We start from the raw sequence: 16,763 nt of genomic DNA, 5'->3' as shown, positions 1-16,763 counted from the left end.
GGCCGCCAGAAGCTCCAGATCCCTGGCCGCCACCGCCGGTGCCGACAGCGCGTACGCGGGTTTCGATTCGCCGACGATTCGATACGCCGACGATATGTGCCGGCTCGTAGCCTTGAGGACATGCGTGTCTTGGTCGTCGAGGACGAGCCCTACATGGCAGAGGCCATCCGCGATGGCCTGCGCCTGGAAGCGATCGCGGCAGACATCGCCGGTGACGGCGATACGGCTCTGGAACTGCTGAACATCAACACGTACGACATCGCCGTCCTGGACCGCGACATTCCCGGCCCCTCCGGCGACGAGATCGCCAAGCGCATCGTCGCCTCCGGCAGCGGCATGCCCGTCCTCATGCTCACCGCGGCCGACCGGCTCGACGACAAGGCATCCGGGTTCGAACTCGGCGCCGACGACTACCTCACGAAGCCTTTCGAACTCCTGGAGCTCGTGCTCAGGCTCAGGGCTCTGGACCGCAGGCGCGCGCACAACCGGCCGCCGGTGCGCGAGATCGCGGGCCTGCGCCTCGATCCGTTCCGCCGCGAGGTCTACCGAGACGACCGCTACATCGCGCTCACCCGCAAACAGTTCGCGGTCCTCGAAGTCCTCGTAGCCGCCGAAGGCGGTGTCGTCAGCGCCGAGGAGCTCCTGGAGCGCGCGTGGGACGAGAACGCCGACCCGTTCACCAACGCCGTACGCATCACGGTCTCGGCCCTGCGCAAACGCCTCGGCGAACCCTGGCTCATCGCCACCGTGCCGGGCGTCGGCTACCGCATCGACACCACGCGCGGCACCGGGCACGGGGGCGGTGACCGTGGATAGGCGGCCCGGATGGAGCGTGCGCCTCAAACTCACCCTCAGCTACGCCGGATTCCTCATGCTCGCGGGGTCCCTGCTGCTCGGCGCCGCGGGGCTCTTCCTGCTCCGCAAAGGATGGCTGCGGACCAACGAAGCGGGAGCCTGGAAACAGAGTCCGGGCATCGATCTCGTACGCGGGTTCGGGCCCACGGCAGCCGCGGTCATGGTGTTCCTCCTGGTCTTCGGCCTCCTGGGAGGATGGATCCTCGCCGGACGCATGCTCGCCCCCCTGGACCGCATCACCCACGCCACCCGCACGGCCGCAGCCGGATCGCTGTCCCACCGGATCCAACTGCCGGGCTGCAACGACGAGTTCCGCGAACTCGCCGACGCCTTCGACACGATGCTCGCCCAGCTCGAAGCACACGTCGCGGGACAGCAGAGATTCGCCGCCAACGCCTCGCACGAACTGCGTACCCCGCTGGCGATCTCCAAGGCACTCATCGACGTCGCCCGCGCCGATCCGCACCACGACACCGGCGAACTCGTCGACCGCCTCCACACCGTCAACACCCGCGCCATCGACCTCACCGAGGCCCTGCTCCTCCTCAGCCGCGCCAGTCGGCGCTCCTTCACCCGAGAGCACGTCGACCTGTCCCTCGTCGCCGAGGAAGCAGCCGAAACGCTCCACCCGCTCGCGCACAAGCACGGTGTCACCCTCGCCACCAGCGGCGACATCGCGCCCACGACCGGTTCGCCCGCGCTCCTGCTGCAGCTCACCACGAACCTCGTACACAACGCGATCGTCCACAACGTGCCGGATGGGGGCACCGTCCGGGTCCACACCGGCGTCCACCCCAAGAGCGTGGTGCTCACCGTCGAGAACACCGGCGAGCAGCTCACCCCACAACTGGTCGCGACCCTCACCGAACCCTTCCGGCGCGGCACCGAGCGCGTCCACACCGACCAGGCAGGCGTCGGCCTGGGCCTGGCCATCGTCAAGACCATCACCGATGCACACGACGGAACCCTCACCCTCACCCCACGCCCCGCAGGCGGGCTCCGCATCACCGTGGAACTGCCCGCGGCGTCAGGAGGGTGAGCCCGACGCGGCCCGGGAGGTCTTCCACCTCGTCATACAGTTACGCCATGACCCCGCTCATAGGGGCTGTCGTGACAGATGAGAGGGTCGGGCGAGTGAGTGAGACACCGATGAACACCCTGCAATACCGCTTTGACGGGCCGGAAGACGCTCCTGTCCTGATCTTGGGTCCCTCACTGGGCACCACCTGGCACAGGTAGGCGAAGGCGTCCAGAGACGTCCATCCAGTCCAGACCGGGCATGTATGTCCGGGTTCGGGGCCGTGGGGTAGGTAGGTGTCCATGGGGTTCGTGACTCGCAGGTGACACCTGGAACGTAATGAAGCCCCGTCGGTCTGCTCCGGTGGGGCTTCATTGTGTGGCTGGTCAGAAGGGATCTGCGTCTGTGCAGGGGGCCGTCGCACTCCGGCTCGCCGCTTTCGAGGCCACAGAGGAGCGATGCGGATGGTAAGGCCAATCAGCAGCCCGCGGCAGGGGATCCCCACAGCGAACAAGGTCATAGCCCTTGACGGCTGCGTGGGCATCGCAGGCCATACCACGTGTGGCATGCACACGCCCCGGGAAGAGATGCCCCCTGCCCCACGAACCCTGCACTCCTGGCGCAGAAGCGGCGGCGACGGTGATTCGTGAGCTGAGTGTCCGCGAAAGCCGTAATCACGCACAGTCTGCTCGATAAGATCACCGGACGCAGACGGTGAGCGGGCCAGGATCGAAGGATGTAATGAGCGGGCAGTCCGATCCTTTCGAAGCATCCGCAGCGGCCCTCGGATACCTCTACCAACTCCGGATGGCTTTGCTGGTCTCGTACGCACGCCTTCGGCGCCGAATCATCACCAGGGACTCTTAAAGCCTCGTGGTTGATTCCTGAGGGAGGCGTTACGGGGTCTCTTCCTGGAGCCAGTCCGGTGTGTGTATTCCTTCGCCGCCGTACATCGGGAGCTTCAGCGACTCCCCGTAGCGGGCGAGTTGGCTCCAGGGGCGGTTGATGCCTGCGGAGCCGTAGTTGCGTACCCGGGCGACGGTGTCGAGGTCGAGTACGTCGACGAGGATCTCCTCGCCGGGGCCGGCCTGCTGGCGCACGATGCCCTCTGGGTCGACGACGGTGCTCTGTCCGACCCCGGCCGGGTCGCTAGCGTTGACGTTGATGACGTAGACCTGGTTGGTCCAGGCGTTGGCGCGTGCGCAGACCAGTTCCATCTCCCGGTCGCGGGTGGGGGTAAGGGTGGGCTGGATGACGATCTCCGCGCCCAGCCAGGCGAGTTGGCGCACTGTTTCGGGAAACGAGCCGTCGTAGCAGATGGCCAGGCCCACCCGGCCGGCGCCGGGGATGTCGAAGACGGTGAATTCGTGGCCGGGGGCGGTCTTCTCGTACGGCTGCCAGGGGAAGACCTTGCGGTAGCGGGCGGTGATCTCACCCTCCGGGGAGACGGCCAAGGCGGTGTTGTAGACGTGCCCGTCCTCCGCGCGCTCGTACACGCTTCCCGGGACCAGCCACAAGCCGGTCTCCGCTGCCAGGGCGCAGAGCCGATCGGTGAGCGAGCCGGGGATCGTGACGGCGGCCTGTTCCATCCAGTCGTCGGGTGACGGCTGCAGCAGGGCACCTTCTGCGGCGAGCAACAGCTCGGGCACGACGACGAGTTGGACATGGGGGAACAAGTCGCGGGTGGTTCGGACCTGGTCGGCGAAGCGCTGCCAACTTGCATCGAGGTCGTGAGGCACGGGGGTGGTCTGCAGGGCGGCGATGGCGAGCGTGCGCATGAGCGTGTCAGTCCTCGGTGATGGTGAGTGCGGCCACCGTGGTGCGGCCGTCGCGGAAGAAGCGGTGGAAGCGGCTGCGGGCGATGGTCAGGGCCAGGGCTCCGGTGGTTATGGAGCCGGCGCCGAGGAGGAAGACTCCGCCGATGCCGTGGAAGGAGGTGCTGCCGTAGGCCGGGTCGTACATGTCGTGGGCGCTGCGGGCGAAGGCGGCCAGCATCATCAGCCCGCCCAGCAGGGGCAGGATTCCGCGCAGCAGCAGGTCGCGGAGTGAGTTCCGCAGCTGCCCGCGGAAGTACCAGACGCAGGCGAGCGCGGTGGTGCCGTAGTAGCAGGCGATCAGCAGTCCGATGCACAGGATCGCGTCGCCGAGGAAGTCGGTGGAGACGAGCGTGAGCAGGACGAGCAGGCACGCGGCCGTCGCGCCGACGAAGAGGGTTCCGAAGCCGGGGGTGCGGTGCCGGGGGTGGATGCGGGCGAAGTCGGCTGGCAGGGCGCCGTGGGCAGCCATGGACAGGGTGCCGCGGGAGGAGCCGACGAGGCTGGTGAGCAGGGCGGAGACCGCGGACACGCAGACGGCCAGCTGCATCACCTTGGCCAGCGCTGTGCCGAGGACCGGTGGGGCGAGGGTGGACAGGATGTCGGCGGCGTTGTCGGGGTTGCCGAGCCCGGTGCCGCCGGTGCCGGTGCCGGCGAAGCTGATCGCCGCGAAGGCGGTGAACAGGTAGGTCCCAAGGAGTACGAGGGTGGAGATGACGGCGGCCTGACCGGCGACGCGTTCCCCGTCACGCGTCTCCTCGTTCGCGGTGATCAGCGCGTCCCAGCCCCAGTAGATGAACAGGCACAGCATCACCGCCTCGGCGAAGGGGCCGAAGCCGTCGATGGCGGAGGGGTTGAGCCAAGTCAGGGACGGGGTGACGGCGCCGGGCCGGGCGAAGGCGGCGGCCCCGAAGCCGAGCAGGGCCGCCAACTGCAGGCCGAGCAGTACGTACTGGACGGACGCCGCGAGATGCAGGCCCCGGTAGGCGATCGAGGTGACCGCCGCAAGGAGAGCCACCGCGGTGATCGTCACGGCCACGCTGCTGTCGGCGAGGGAGTGAAGGCCGAGCAACTGGAGCAGGTAGGTCGCGCCGACCTGGGAGAGGGCCGTCATCGCGATGAGTGTGGCGACCTGCACCACCCAGCCGCCGGTGAGCCAGCCGGTCAGCGGCCCGAACGCGCGGGTGGTCCACACGAAGGTGGTGCCGCAGTCCGGCATCTCGCGGTTCAGCTCGCGGAAGGCGAACGCGGTGAGCAGGATCGGGACGAAGCCGAGCAGCAGTGCGGCCGGCGCGAGATTCCCGACGGTCAGGGTCACGAAGCCGAGGGTGACGGCGATGCTGTAGGCCGGGGCGACGCAGGACAGGCCGAGAGTGACTGAGGCGAGCAGGCCCACCGAGCCCCCGCGCAGCCCCTTGCCCGGGGCGGGAGCAGGCCCCGTTCTGGCCTCGGCGTCGGTTGGGTCGGGCATGGTGCCTCCGTGGGGCGCAGGTTTGTTAAACGCAGATTTAAGACTGGGGTGCCTGGATCGTCAATAGGTGCAGGGTTATCTTTAAAACTGGATACAACAGAATGGTGAGGGGATCGTGGCGGCGAGAAAGGGCAGCAGCAAGGAGGCCCGTCGGGCTGAGCTGGGCAAGGCTGTGGAGCGCGCTCTGGTGGCGCGCGGTCTTGAGGGTCTGCGTCTGCGTGATGTCGCGGAGGAGGCGGGGGTCACCCCCGCCGCGGTGCTCTACTACGGCGACCTGGACGCTCTGGTCCACGCGGCCTACCAGCAGGCCATCGAGCGCTACAGCCAGGAACGCGAACGGGCCGCGAACCGCTTCACCGACGCACGCGACCAACTCGAATCCTGTATCGACAAGGGGGTTGCCAGCGGACCCGACGACGCGCTGACCCGGCTGCTCTTCGAGTACTGGCCGCGCTGCCTGCGTGACGCCAAGGCCGCGGCCCTCGACAGTGCGCTGACGGAACGCCAGATCGCCGTGTACTCAGGAATCCTGGTTCTGGGGCAGGCTCAGGGGCACTTCGCGTTGCAGGACCCGCCACGCCTGCTCGCCGCCAGCTTCGTCGCCATGGAGGACGGCTATCAGATGGAAGTCCTCGCCGGCCGCCGCACCCGCGCCGAAGTGATCACCGCCCTGCACGCCTATGCCCGCGCGGTCACGGGCCATGAATTGGCCGACCGTGTCTGAAGCGCTACGTGCTTGATGCGGCGGCGTCCGATGGGCCGGGCGTCGCCGTGAGCATCCGCCAGACGCGGCGGACCTGGCCCGCCATGTCGATGTCAGGGTCGCTCAGCCACTGGAGTTGGATGCCGTCGGACGCCGCGACGAGGGCGGAGGCGGTGAAGGCTGGGTCGAGGTCGGGGTTCTCCCGGCCCGCCCGCTGCTCGGCCGCGAGTTGCTCGGCGATCGTGGCTCGAAGCAGGGCGAAGCGTTCCTTGAAATACGGGTGCGCCGGGTGTGCGGGGTCGGTGGAGGCTGCGGCGAGGGTGACGTAGAGGCGTACGCGGGCGGAGTTGGCGGCGTTCGCCGTCAGGGCCCGGGCCAGGAACTCGCCCGGATCACGTACGGCGTCCGGGCCGCGGAAGCGGGCCTCGGCCGCCCGGTCGCTGGCGCGCAGGACCTCGGTCAGCAGGTGGTCCTTGGACTCGAAGTAGTGCATCAGCCCGGTCAGGCTGATGCCGCTCTCGTTGGCGACCGTCCGCAGGGTGGTGTTCCGCTCGCCCTCGCGGCCGAAGATCTCAAGGGTGACCTTGAGGATCTCCTCGCGCTTGGCGACCCCCTTGGGGTAGGAGCTTCTGGCTTTCACACGCCCACCCTATTCCGCCTGCGCGAACCCTTGCCCGCAAAAACAGTACGCCGTACTGTTTCTTGCCAGTCGCAGATGCGGCCCACCGAAAGAAGGTCCCGATGGCGAGACCCCCTGGGGAGCTCCGTGCTCCCTTCGCGCTCCCTGCCGATCCGGCGGGAGTGGCCCCGCCGGTCGACGGCCGGGCGCTGCGGCGCCTCATGGCATGCATCGGCCCCGCCAACCTCGGCATCGCCCTCGTATGGGGAGCCGTCCCCAGCACCCTCCTCGCCCTCCAGATCCAGCGCACGGTCGGCGAGGAAGCGAAGGTCGGCACGCTCGCGATCGTCACCACGGTGGGCGCGCTCGTCGCGATGGTCGCCCAGCCCGTCGCGGGAGCCGTCTCGGACCGGACCCGCAGCCGCTTCGGGAGGCGCGGGCCCTGGATCGTGGCCGGCACGGCGACCGGTGGCCTGGCCCTGATCGGCATGGCGTTCACACACTCCATACCGGCGATGGCGGCCCTCTGGTGCCTGGTGCAGATCGGCTACAACTTCGCGATGGGGCCGCTCTCGGCCGTCATGCCCGACCGGGTGCCGCCGCAGAAGCGGGGCCTGTTCTCCACCGTCTTCGGCCTCGGCGCCATGTGCGGCTCGTTGCTCGGCCAGGTCTTTGCCGCCGTCTTCGACGACCGGATCACCACGGCGTACGTACTGCTCGCCGCGCTCGCGACGACCCTGGCGGTCGTCCTCGTGACCCTCAACCCGGACCACTCGAGCCGGGATGCGCCCCAAGGGCCCTTCCGTGTACGGGAGTTCCTAGGTGAGCTGTTGCCGAACCCGCGCAAACACCCGGACTTCTTCTGGGTGTTCATCGGCAGGCTGTGCACCAACCTGTCGTACTTCCTGGTCATCGGCTACAAGCTCTACATCCTCCAGGACTACATCGGCCTGCACGACGAGGCCATCGACCATGTCCCCGCTCTCGCACTGAGCGCCGTGGCGGGGCTGCTCCCGGCCGCTGTCGTCAGCGGACCCCTCTCGGACCGGCTCGGTCGGCGCAAGGTGTTCGTGGTGGCCTCGGCGTCCCTCATCGGCTGCGCCATGCTCATCCCCTTCGCCGTCCCCACCATGGCCGGAATGACCGCGATGGCCTTCCTGGTGGGCGTCGGCTTCGGCTGCTTCCAGGGCGTGGACACCGCCCTCATCTCTCAAGTGCTGCCGTCCGAGCGCTCCTTCGCCCGTGACCTCGGCGTCGTGAACGTCGCGGCCACCCTGCCGCAGGTCCTTGCCCCCGCCATCGCCGGAGCCGTCGTCCTGTGGCTCGGCGGGTACCGGACGCTCTTCCCCCTCGCCATGGCCTTCGCGCTGCTCGGTGCTGTGGCGGTCCTGCGAGTGAAGGGGGTCCGCTGACCGCAGCCGACCACCGCAATCTCCCACCGCGCATCAACCCGCACCACGCTCCAAGGAGAAGGCATGAACAACCTGCATCAGTCGGCGCAGACGCCCGGCGAGACGGTCGCCCGGCTGAGCCTCGCCGAGAAGGCCGATCTGACCACCGGCGCGGGCTGGTGGCACACCACCGCACTCCCCGACGCCGGGATCCCGGAGTTCCGCCTCTCGGACGGCCCCCATGGACTGCGGCTGCAGAACGACACCCAGGCCGACCAACTGGGCATCAACGGCAGCGCTCCGGCCACCTGCTTCCCGCCGGCCGTCACCCTGGCCTGCACTTGGGACACCGACCTTGCGGGGCGGGTCGGCGGGGCACTAGCCCGAGAGTGCCTCGCACACGGCGTGCACGTGCTGCTCGGACCAGGCGTCAACATCAAGCGCAGCCCGCTGTGCGGACGCAACTTCGAGTACTTCTCCGAAGACCCGCTGCTCAGTGGAGTGTTGGGAGCGGCCTGGGTCAAGGGACTGCAGGCGCAGGGTGTCGGGGCCTCGGTGAAGCACTTCGCCGCGAACAATCAGGAGACCGGCCGCATGTCGGTCAGTGCGGACATCGACGTACGGGCCCTGCGCGAGATCTACCTCCCGGCCTTCCGCCGCGTGCTGACCGAAGCCCGGCCCTGGACCGTCATGTGCGCGTACAACCGGGTCAACGGAGTGCACGCGTCACAGAATCCGTGGCTTCTGACGGACGTCCTGCGGGGCGAGTGGGCATTCGACGGCGTGGTCGTCTCCGACTGGGGAGCCGTCGTCGACCGGGCGCGGGCCCTCGCAGCCGGGCTCGACCTGGAGATGCCGTCCTCGTCCGGCGCCGGCCCCGCCCGGGCCGTCACGGCCGTGGAATCCGGTGAACTGTCCGAGGAAGCACTGGACCGCAGCGCCGCGCGGGTCGTGGCACTCGCCCGCAAGGCGACCGCGCACGCGCGCCCCGACGCCTCCTTCGACCCGGCTGCCCACCACGACCTGGCCCGCGAGGTCGCCACGCGCGGGGCGGTACTGCTCAAGAACGAAGGCGCGCTCCTCCCCCTGGACCCCGCCACACCCCAACGCATCGCGCTCATCGGCGAGTTCGCACGCACGCCGCGCTACCAGGGCGAGGGCAGCTCGCGCGTGACCCCGACCCGGCTCGACTCCGCACTGACCTCGGTCAGCGAGGCCGCACCCGCGGCGCACATCACCTTCGCTCCCGGCTTCCCCGTCGACGCTCCGGACACCGACGCGGCCACGCTGCACGAGGAGGCCGTCCGCACGGCCGAGAGTTCGGACGTCGCCGTGCTCTTCCTCGGTCTTCCGCCGAGCCTCGAGTCCGAGGGCTACGACCGCGAGCACATCGAACTCCCGGCCGAGCAGACCCGGTTGCTCGCCTCCGTGATCGCAGTGAACCCGAACACCGTCGTGGTCCTCGCCAACGGTGGCGTGGTCCGCCTGGCCGGGTGGATCGACGACGTACCGGCCGTCCTGGAGGGCTGGCTGCTCGGTCAGGCCGCCGGCTCGGCCACCGCTGATCTGCTGTTCGGCCGGGAGAACCCGTCGGGCCGCCTCGCGGAGACGATCCCGCAGCGACTCGCCGACACCCCGGCGCACCTGGCCTGGCCGGGCGAGAACGGTCATGTCACATACAGCGAGGGCCTGTTCGTCGGCTATCGCCACTACGACGCTCGCGACATGGCGGTCTCCTTCCCCTTCGGGCACGGCCTCTCGTACACCACCTTCGACTACGCGGACCTGCGCGTGGTCTCGGACGACGCCGGGCTCGATGTCACCGTGGCGGTCACCAACACCGGGGAGCGGGCAGGCCATGAGGTCGTCCAGGTGTACGTGGCCGCGCCGGGGGAGCGGGTCCGGCGCCCTGTACGGGAGCTGAAGGGTTTCGCCACCGTGTGGATCACGCCTGGCGAGACCCAGAACGTCACCGTCCGCATCTCCCGCGCCGACCTCGCCTATTTCGACACCGCAGCCGACACCTGGCTCGTCGAGGACGCCGACCACCGCATCGACATCGGGGCCTCCAGCCGCGACATCCGGCTGAGCGCAACCGTCCCGGTCACGGGCGACGCCCACGCCGAGCAGCCGGACGCCGACTCGACCGTCGAGGTATGGCTCGCCCACCCCGTGGGCGGCCCGGCCATCGAGGCACTCCTGCGCCGGGTCCAGAAGACCATGGGCGACGCCTACCCCAAGGAGGGAAGCCCCCGTCACCGGATGGTGGCCAACATGCGCCTCAGCCAGCTCGCCGGGCTCCCGATCGTCCCCCTGGGCTTCGACGACGTACAGGAACTGGTCGAGACGGTGCGGTCGGCCGCGGGCACCGGGAGCAAGGAGACCTCCTGACCCCCGGCGTGACCCCTCACGCGGCGACCGTACGGAAGCCGCAGTTCGCGCTGCTGGAGGCGGGCGTGTTGGCCGAGCGGGCGGCCACGCGGTAACGGTGGCAATAGGTGTGATGGCACAGGTAGGAGCCGCCGCGCATGACACGGCGCTCGCCGCTCCGCGGCCCCTTGGGGTCGGCGGCGGGGGAGTGGGCGTAGTAGTCGGGGGCGAACCAGTCCGCGCACCACTCCCAGACGTTCCCTGCGACTTCATACAGGCCGTGGCCGTTGGGCGGGTACGTGCGGACCGGTGCGGTCGCCAGCCAGCCGTCCGCACCAGTGTTGGCGTACGGGAACGTGCCCTGCCAGATGTTGCACAACCACCGTCCGTCGGGGGCGAGTTTATCTCCCCATGCGAAGCGGCGGCCATCGATTCCACCGCGGGCCGCGTACTCCCACTCGGCCTCGGTCGGCAGGCGGCGGCCCGCCCACGCGCAGTACGCCATGGCGTCGTCCCAGGCCACGTGCACCGCCGGGTGGTCCGGCTCCGCAGTGGACAGCGGGCCATGGGGGTGGCGCCAGTCGGCTCCCCATACGTCCAGCCACCACGGGGCTGCCGGGTCCCTCCCGATGACGTCGGCCCGCTCGGCGGCGACGGCCAGGTGGAACACGGCCGAGCTGCCCTCCTGTTCGGCGACGGTCACCCACGACGTGTCGTCGACGAAGGCCCGGAACATCGCCACGGTCACCGTCGTGACGTCGATGGCGAACGGGGTGACGCGTACCGCGTGCACCGGCTGTTCACCGTCCGCCGGATAGCCCTCGCCGAAGGAGTCGCCCATCAAGAACTCGTCTCTGGGGAGCTCGACTTGGGCGTGCGCGGGCGGTGTGTGGGCTGGCGCGGGCAGCGGGCCGGTGAAGCGGATCCGGGTTTCCGGTACGCAACATCCCATTGACGTCTCCATGACGCGAGTATATGAATTCTCACCTAGGTGAGACTGCACATAGCAAGATCGCACACCGCTTCCGCACAAGGGAGTCCACGTCCGTGAAGTTCGAGTACGTCCTGCTCGGCCTGCTGGCCCGTCGCCCCTACAGCGGGTACGACCTGCGCAAGTGGCTCGAGGTCGAGGGGCAGTTCCTGTGGGCGCGAGCCCACCACAGTCAGATCTACCGCAAGCTCGGGCAGATGGAGGTCGACGGCTGGGTGCGGCACGAGGTCGACGCGCGCGAAGGCCGCCCGGACGCCAAGGTGTACCGGCTCACACCGCGCGGGCGCGAGGTCCTCCTGGGATGGGTGCGCTCGCCCTACGAACCGCCCAGCCGCTTCCAGGAGATCGACTTCCTCGCGCGGTTCAGCGTCGCGGCGCCGCTCGACAAAGAGGCCGCGATCCGGATCGTCGGGGCCGAACTGGAACACCGCCGTGCGCAGATCGCCAAGAACCGGGACCGAGATCGCACCCTGACCTACGAGGACCCGGCACCCGGCCTCGACCAGGACCTCGACCTTCAGGTCCACGAGGCCCTCCACACGCTCGGCGCGTCCGCCATGGACCGCTGGGTGGCCTGGCTGGAGCGGACCCTGCGCAGCCTGACAGAAGGGAACCCCGTCCGATGAGGGCGATCATGGTGATGTTCGACAGCCTCAACCGGCACATGCTGCCGCCGTACGGAGGCGACTGGACCCACGCACCGAACTTTGCCCGCCTTGCCGAGCGGGCCGTCACCTTCGACAACGCGTACGCCGGTTCGATGCCCTGTATGCCGGCCCGCCGCGAACTGCACACCGGGCGGCACAACTTCCTGCACCGCAGCTGGGGCCCCCTCGAGCCGTTCGACGACTCCATGCCCGAACTCCTCAAGCAGAACGGCGTCTACACCCACCTCGTCAGCGACCACCCGCACTACTGGGAGGACGGCGGCGCCACCTACCACGGCCGCTACAACACCTGGGAGTTCTTCCGCGGACAGGAGGGCGACCCGTGGAAGGGCCAGGTGGCCGACCCGGAGATACCCGACGACCTGAAGCGGATGCGGTTCGGCTCCTACCGCCAGGACTGGGTGAACCGTCCCCACATGGCGACGGAGGACCGGCACCCGCAGACCCTCACCTTCGACGCGGGCCTGGAGTTCGTGCGGACGAACCAGGACGCCGACCGGTGGTTCGTGCAGATCGAGACCTTCGACCCGCACGAGCCGTTCTTCAGCCACCAGCCCTACAAGGACCTCTACCCTCACGACTACGACGGTCCGCACTTCGACTGGCCCGACTACAAGCGTGTGGTCGAAACCGATGGCCAGGTGGAGCACGCCCGCTTCGAGTACGGGGCGCTCCTGTCGATGTGCGACCACTCGCTCGGCCGGGTCCTGGACATCATGGACGAGCTGGAGTTGTGGGACGACACCCTGCTGATCGTCAACACCGACCACGGGCTGCTGCTGGGGGAGAAGGGCTGGTGGGGCAAGAGCGTCCAGCCATGGTTCAACGAACTGGTCCATCTGCCGCTGTTCGCCTGGGACCCGCGCAACCCCGCCGCGGGCGAGCGGCGTTCGGCGCTGGTGCAGACCGTGGACGTGGCGCCGACCTTGCTGGAGTTCTTCGGCGTCGACCGTCCCACCGACATGCAGGGTGCGCCACTCCCGGTCGCTGACGACACCCCGGTGCGGGAGGCGGGCCTGTTCGGCATCCACGGCGGACACGTCAACATCACGGACGGCCGCTACGTCTACATGCGGGCGCCCGCCTCACCCGACAACGCGCCCCTGTACGAACACACTCTGATGCCGACCCACATGCGGGGTCGCTTCTCGCCCGCCGAACTCGTGGACCTGGAACTGGCCGAGCCGTTCGCCTTCACCAAGAACGTGCGCACCCTGCGTGTGCCGGGCCGCACCCTCGTCAACCCTTACCACCACGGCACGCTCCTGTTCGACCTGGAGACCGACCCCGAGCAGGAGAATCCACTGGTCGACGATGCCGCCGAACTGCGCATGGCCACCCTGCTGGTGGAGCTGATGCGGGCCAACGACGCGCCGCCCAGCCAGTACGAACGCCTCGGCCTGCCTGCCCTTGGGCCGGTCACGGAGCAGCACTTGCTGGTCCGCTCCCAGCGTGAGCAGGCGGAGCGTGCCGCGCAGCCACTGCCGCGGGCCGAGGACTATCCGCAGGGCCGCCTCTCGCTGCACACCCCACTCAAGGCACTGATCTCCGATCCGGTCGCCGTCGAGGTGCTGCGCACACACCTGCCCGGTGTCGCCGACTCGGAGCTGCTGCAGATGATCGGCGCGACACCGCTCATCGACGTCGCCGCCATGGCGGGTGCGCTGTTCCCGCCCCCGAGTCTCCGTCGGGTCGCCGAGGAGCTCGCAAAGCTCTGAGGCCCTCGTGGCCACTTGAGCCGGTGACGGGGTTGCCGCCCCGTCACCGGCGTACGACCTCCCCTTCCCGCAGACCTCCCGCGAAGAAAGTCACAGAGAAAAGAGACGGCCCGATGCCCGAGCTTAGCCAGAGCCCCGTCATGCCCAGACCCGAGGTGCGGGTGAAAGGGCGCTGGCGGCAGTTGTCCCTGCTCGGCGGCACCATGCTGGTCGACAGCACCGAGGCGAGCCTGGTCAGCAGTCTCTTCCCGTTGATCCGGCAGTCCCTCGGGGTCTCGCTGGGCGCGCTCGGCATACTGACCGCCGCCGGGAAGATAGCGGGTGCCTTCACCGGGCCCCTGTGGGTGTGGGTGGCGGAGCGCTGGTCGCGCAAGAGCGTCCTCGTCGTGGCCACCGGGCTCTGGGGCGTGTGGGGGGTGGCTGCGGGCTACTCGCAGAACTTCACCCAACTCGTCGTCCTCTACACCATCCTGGCCGCAGGCTACGCGGCCGCGCACCCCATCATCACCGAACTGATCGGCGACCTCTTCGGGGGATCGACCCGCGGCCGCGCGGTCGGTGTGGTTTACGGCGCCGTCTCGCTGGTGAGCGCGGTGATCGGCCCGCTCAAGGGCCAGCTGGCGGGCATGGACGAGGGCTGGCGCTGGGGCTTGTGGGGCATCGGCACCTTCAACATCCTGCTCGGCCTCGCCATGTGGCTGTGGTTTCGCGACCCGGGGCGGGGTGCGTCCGAGGAACAGCTCGCCGACCTCGACCGCGCCACGCGCAACGCCCACTCGAAGCTGACCTGGACCAAGGCACTCTCGCTCCTCAAGATCCGCAGTTTGCTCGTCCTCTTGGTCTCCCGTCTCCTGTCGGGACATCTCCTGGTGGGCACCTTCGGCGTCGTCTACCTGGTGGACGTGTACGGCTTCAGCACGCAGAAAGCGTCCATCGTGCTGCTCCCCTTCGGTGTCGGCTACTTCCTGGGCACGCTCCTGGGTGGCTTCGCGGCGGACCGGGCCACCCGGCGCAGCCCCCGCCACGGTCTGGTCACGGTCCTTCAGGCGGCCCAGTTCGCCTTTGCGGGCTTCGCCTACCTCGGCACCCAGTTCGACTACGGGAGCATTGCCCTCTTCGGCGTCTTCTTCGCCCTCATGGGCGCGGCCCAGGGCATCAACCCGAGTGTCAATCGCCCCATGGTCATGGCCATCACCCCACCCGAGCTGCGCGGCGCCGCCTTCGCCATCTACGTCTCCGTCTTCGAGGCGATCGCCTGGGCCTCTTTCAGCCTCGGCGCCGGCTTCCTCGGCGACGCGATCGGGCTCCGCACCGTCTTCCTGTGGGCGCTCGTCATCCTCATGCTGGTCAACGGCATCTTCCTTACGCTTCTTCACCGCTCGTACGCCGAGGACGTGGCCCGAGTCCAGAGGGAACTGCACGCGCGCCGTGAACAGGCCCTCGACCCCACTACCTGACCCGCTGGCGACGGTCGAGGCGACGCCCTCGGTATCGGCGCCAACCTGCCTGCCGCCTGTATCGCCCCCAACCGCCGGGCCCGCTCGCCCGCCGCGACTTTTCCGCACACGGCCGCACAGAAGAGAGAAGCAGCTCATGACGCATGCACGACGTCTGCCCGAGGCATTCCTGTGGGGCGCCTCCACAGCCGCCCACCAGATCGAGGGCGGCAACACCAACAGCGACTGGTGGGAGTTCGAGCACACCGAGAACCCCATCGTCAAAGAGCCCAGCGGCGATGCCTGCGACAGCTACCACCGTTGGCGCGAGGACATGGACCTGCTGGCCGAACTTGGCTTCACCGATTACCGGTTCAGTATCGAATGGGCTCGCATCGAGCCGGCCCCGGGCGAGTTCTCCCGTGCCGCCATCGCCCACTACCGGCGCATGGTCGAGGGCGCCCGCGAACGCGGTCTGCGTCCCATGGTGACCTTGCACCACTTCACGACGCCCCTGTGGTTCGCCCGACGCGGCGGTTGGGCCGCCATCGGATCGGACGAAGTGTTCGCCCGCTACCTCACCGCGGCCGCACCCATCTTCGCCACGGACGTGGCGCACGTGTGCACCATCAACGAGCCCAACATTGTCGCCGTCATGGCTGCCGCACAGGCCGCCATCGCCTCCGGCCGGGCCGTGAACTTCGCCGAGGACCCGCCGGCTCCGGACGAGGCCACCACCGACGCTCTGGTACGAGCGCACACTCGAGCCGTCGACACGGTCAAGTCCCTTGCCCCGCACGTAAGTACCGGCTGGTCCGTCGCCAACCTGGTGTGCAAAGCCCTGCCCGGATCCGAGGAGGTCGCCGCGGTATTCCGGCACCCACGTGTGGACGTCTTCCTCGAAGCCGCCCGCGGCGACGACTGGCTCGGAGTGCAGGCATACACCCGCACTCTCATCGGCCCGAGCGGTCGACTGCCCGTACCCGAGGGCGTGGAACGCACCCTCACGGGATGGGAGTACTACCCGCAGGCGCTGGGCCATGCCGTGCGGCACAGCGCTTCCGTCACCGGCGGCACCCCTCTGATCGTCACCGAGAACGGCATCGCCACCGCCGACGACGGCCGCCGGATCCACTACACCACCGGCGCCCTGGACTCCATGGCCGCCGCAATGCGCGACGGCATCGACATCCGCGGCTACTTCCACTGGAGCGCCCTGGACAACTACGAATGGGGCCGCTACGAGCCGACCTTCGGCCTGATCGCCGTCGACCGCGAAACCTTCGTCCGTACGCCCAAGCCCTCGGCCGCCTGGCTCGGCGCCATCGGCCGCACCCGCGTGCTGCCCAGCGTGGCGTGAGGGCATCGCGCAGGCGCGGCGTTATTGCGGGGTGGTGTTGGCCTGTTGGCCTGCTGGCTTGCCGGATTGGCCAGGTCTCCGGGCAGATCCGGGATATGGACGCTCGTCTGGCCCGGCTACCTGGCTAGTGAAAGCTCATGCCCTGCAGCTGCTGGCCGTGGTGGGGATCGGTCCGGACTTGGCCGTCGCTCAGCGGATCACGGTGGGGACAACGCGGAACGCCCGGACAGTGAGTCGTCCTTCGCGGCCTTGCGCGGGGTCAGCCCCGTAAGACCCGCCGAGAAATCGTCCGTCGCCTCAAGCGCTATGCGGCCCGAGAGGTCTCCCACCTGGTCACAGTTACAGTCAG

13 protein-coding genes and 1 pseudogene are annotated in these 16,763 nt (G+C 69.0%); 10 read left to right on the top strand and 4 right to left on the bottom strand.

Annotated features, from left to right (window positions below):
- Positions 1 to 120: 120 nt before the first annotated feature.
- From ACFUPX_RS19920 to ACFUPX_RS19910, 3 genes and pseudogenes are all read left to right on the top strand, one after another.
- Complete coding sequence (locus ACFUPX_RS19920; RefSeq protein ID WP_383323818.1) at positions 121 to 816, top strand: response regulator transcription factor; 696 nt, start codon at positions 121 to 123, stop codon at positions 814 to 816.
- On the top strand, positions 809 to 1,894 hold the full coding sequence (locus tag ACFUPX_RS19915) for a sensor histidine kinase (protein WP_383323815.1): 1,086 nt from the start codon (positions 809 to 811) through the stop codon (positions 1,892 to 1,894). Before ACFUPX_RS19920 ends, ACFUPX_RS19915 begins: the two co-directional genes overlap by 8 nt.
- Before the next feature lie 95 nt (positions 1,895 to 1,989).
- Positions 1,990 to 2,088, top strand: a pseudogene (locus ACFUPX_RS19910) (3-oxoadipate enol-lactone hydrolase); the annotation flags it as partial.
- Positions 2,089 to 2,769: 681 nt separating this feature from the next.
- On the opposite strand, the gene ACFUPX_RS19905 reads toward ACFUPX_RS19910, so the two are convergent.
- On the bottom strand, positions 2,770 to 3,651 hold the full coding sequence (locus ACFUPX_RS19905) for a carbon-nitrogen hydrolase family protein (protein WP_383323812.1): 882 nt from the start codon (positions 3,649 to 3,651) through the stop codon (positions 2,770 to 2,772).
- Between the two features lie 7 nt (positions 3,652 to 3,658).
- Positions 3,659 to 5,158 carry an APC family permease gene (locus ACFUPX_RS19900; protein WP_383323809.1) on the bottom strand — a complete coding sequence of 500 codons (1,500 nt, stop codon included), beginning with the start codon at positions 5,156 to 5,158 and terminating at the stop codon, positions 3,659 to 3,661.
- Positions 5,159 to 5,273: 115 nt separating this feature from the next.
- Between ACFUPX_RS19900 and ACFUPX_RS19895 the strand changes: the two genes are divergently transcribed.
- Entirely contained in the window at positions 5,274 to 5,882 is a 609-nt protein-coding gene (locus ACFUPX_RS19895) for a TetR/AcrR family transcriptional regulator (protein ID WP_383323806.1), read from the top strand.
- Between the two features lie 4 nt (positions 5,883 to 5,886).
- Here ACFUPX_RS19895 and ACFUPX_RS19890 read toward each other — a convergent pair whose 3' ends face one another.
- Complete coding sequence (locus tag ACFUPX_RS19890; RefSeq protein WP_383323803.1) at positions 5,887 to 6,501, bottom strand: TetR/AcrR family transcriptional regulator; 615 nt, start codon at positions 6,499 to 6,501, stop codon at positions 5,887 to 5,889.
- Between the two features lie 101 nt (positions 6,502 to 6,602).
- Here ACFUPX_RS19890 and ACFUPX_RS19885 point away from each other — a divergent pair, with 101 nt between their 5' ends.
- Entirely contained in the window at positions 6,603 to 7,892 is a 1,290-nt protein-coding gene (locus ACFUPX_RS19885; protein WP_383323800.1) for an MFS transporter, read from the top strand.
- A gap of 63 nt (positions 7,893 to 7,955) precedes the next feature.
- Entirely contained in the window at positions 7,956 to 10,262 is a 2,307-nt protein-coding gene (locus tag ACFUPX_RS19880; RefSeq protein ID WP_383323797.1) for a glycoside hydrolase family 3 C-terminal domain-containing protein, read from the top strand.
- A 16-nt stretch (positions 10,263 to 10,278) separates the two neighbouring features.
- On the opposite strand, the gene ACFUPX_RS19875 is transcribed toward ACFUPX_RS19880, so the two are convergent.
- Positions 10,279 to 11,205, bottom strand: a complete 927-nt coding sequence (locus ACFUPX_RS19875; protein ID WP_383323794.1) for a formylglycine-generating enzyme family protein — start codon at positions 11,203 to 11,205, stop codon at positions 10,279 to 10,281.
- Positions 11,206 to 11,288: 83 nt separating this feature from the next.
- On the opposite strand from ACFUPX_RS19875, the gene ACFUPX_RS19870 reads away from it, so the two are divergent.
- The 4 genes from ACFUPX_RS19870 (at position 11,289) to ACFUPX_RS19855 (ending at position 16,414) form a co-directional block, all read left to right on the top strand.
- Entirely contained in the window at positions 11,289 to 11,858 is a 570-nt protein-coding gene (locus tag ACFUPX_RS19870; RefSeq protein WP_383323791.1) for a PadR family transcriptional regulator, read from the top strand.
- Complete coding sequence (locus ACFUPX_RS19865; protein ID WP_383323788.1) at positions 11,855 to 13,618, top strand: sulfatase; 1,764 nt, start codon at positions 11,855 to 11,857, stop codon at positions 13,616 to 13,618. The genes ACFUPX_RS19870 and ACFUPX_RS19865 overlap by 4 nt, the downstream gene beginning before the upstream one ends.
- A gap of 113 nt (positions 13,619 to 13,731) precedes the next feature.
- Positions 13,732 to 15,075 carry an MFS transporter gene (locus ACFUPX_RS19860; RefSeq protein ID WP_383323785.1) on the top strand — a complete coding sequence of 448 codons (1,344 nt, stop codon included), beginning with the start codon at positions 13,732 to 13,734 and terminating at the stop codon, positions 15,073 to 15,075.
- A 136-nt stretch (positions 15,076 to 15,211) separates the two neighbouring features.
- Positions 15,212 to 16,414, top strand: a complete 1,203-nt coding sequence (locus ACFUPX_RS19855) for a glycoside hydrolase family 1 protein (protein WP_383323782.1) — start codon at positions 15,212 to 15,214, stop codon at positions 16,412 to 16,414.
- Positions 16,415 to 16,763 lie beyond the last annotated feature (349 nt).

Origin of the sequence: Streptomyces sp. NPDC057302 (genome assembly GCF_042667685.1) — a bacterium.
GTDB lineage: Bacteria > Actinomycetota > Actinomycetes > Streptomycetales > Streptomycetaceae > Streptomyces.
This window is presented reverse-complemented; position numbering and strand designations above follow the sequence as displayed.

Excerpts from the sequence above, each read along its gene's own strand:
- ACFUPX_RS19875 (WP_383323794.1), bottom strand. The coding sequence starts at position 11,205 with ATGGAGACGTCAATGGGATGTTGCGTACCGGAAACCCGGATCCGCTTC.
- ACFUPX_RS19905 (WP_383323812.1), bottom strand. The coding sequence starts at position 3,651 with ATGCGCACGCTCGCCATCGCCGCCCTGCAGACCACCCCCGTGCCTCAC.
- ACFUPX_RS19860 (WP_383323785.1), top strand. The coding sequence starts at position 13,732 with ATGCCCGAGCTTAGCCAGAGCCCCGTCATGCCCAGACCCGAGGTGCGG.
- ACFUPX_RS19885 (WP_383323800.1), top strand. The coding sequence starts at position 6,603 with ATGGCGAGACCCCCTGGGGAGCTCCGTGCTCCCTTCGCGCTCCCTGCC.
- ACFUPX_RS19855 (WP_383323782.1), top strand. The coding sequence starts at position 15,212 with ATGACGCATGCACGACGTCTGCCCGAGGCATTCCTGTGGGGCGCCTCC.
- ACFUPX_RS19880 (WP_383323797.1), top strand. The coding sequence starts at position 7,956 with ATGAACAACCTGCATCAGTCGGCGCAGACGCCCGGCGAGACGGTCGCC.
- ACFUPX_RS19920 (WP_383323818.1), top strand. The coding sequence starts at position 121 with ATGCGTGTCTTGGTCGTCGAGGACGAGCCCTACATGGCAGAGGCCATC.
- ACFUPX_RS19865 (WP_383323788.1), top strand. The coding sequence starts at position 11,855 with ATGAGGGCGATCATGGTGATGTTCGACAGCCTCAACCGGCACATGCTG.
- ACFUPX_RS19900 (WP_383323809.1), bottom strand. The coding sequence starts at position 5,158 with ATGCCCGACCCAACCGACGCCGAGGCCAGAACGGGGCCTGCTCCCGCC.